This is a genomic window from Sedimentitalea sp. XS_ASV28 (genome assembly GCF_041224545.1).
Taxonomy (GTDB): domain Bacteria; phylum Pseudomonadota; class Alphaproteobacteria; order Rhodobacterales; family Rhodobacteraceae; genus Sedimentitalea.
This window is the reverse complement of record NZ_JBGFGP010000021.1, coordinates 1-620: the sequence shown is the minus strand read 5'-3', so window position 1 is coordinate 620 and position 620 is coordinate 1. Positions and strand designations below refer to the sequence as shown.

Annotated in this window: 1 pseudogene; it reads left to right on the top strand. The window is 58.2% G+C overall.

Annotation, left to right across the window (positions count from 1 at the left end):
* Positions 1 to 620: pseudogene (locus tag AB9K34_RS00195) on the top strand (IS5 family transposase); the annotation flags it as partial.

The window sequence follows — 620 nt, the reverse complement described above, 5'->3', positions numbered from 1 at the left end:
CGAACATTTCATCCTCGCTGCCCGCGGCCCGAATGGGCGCAAACCAACCAATCATCGCCTTGTTCTGGATGGGATTTTCTGGATCGCCCGAACAGGATCCCCGTGGCGTGAGCTGCCGGAGGAATTCGGAAAATGGTCAAGCGTCTATCGCCAGTTTCGCCGATGGACCTTGGCCGGGCTTTGGGAGGACATTCTGGATGCGTTGAACCAGAGCGGAGCCGTACCAGACGCCCTGCAAATGGTCGACAGCACCGTCATTCGCGCCCATCATCAGGCAGCGGGCGCTAAAGGGGGACTCCTCGACAGGGTTTTGGCCGCTCAAGAGGTGGGTTCACGACCAAGGTCCACCTCCGCGTCAATGCGCATGGCCTGCCGATGAGAACGGAGATCACGCCGGGCCAAACATCGGATTATCTCGGCTTCGATCTGGTCATGCACGACAACCTGCCGGAGCCCAAGGTGCTGCTGGCGGATCGGGGTTATGATGCGGACCGTATTCGCAAAAACATGGATAAGCGCGACATCATCACCCAAATTCCAATGCGTAAGACCCGCAAGATGCGCGTGGGTGTAGATCACACGCTTTACCGGCTGCGAAACATGGTTGAGCGGTGCTTCAA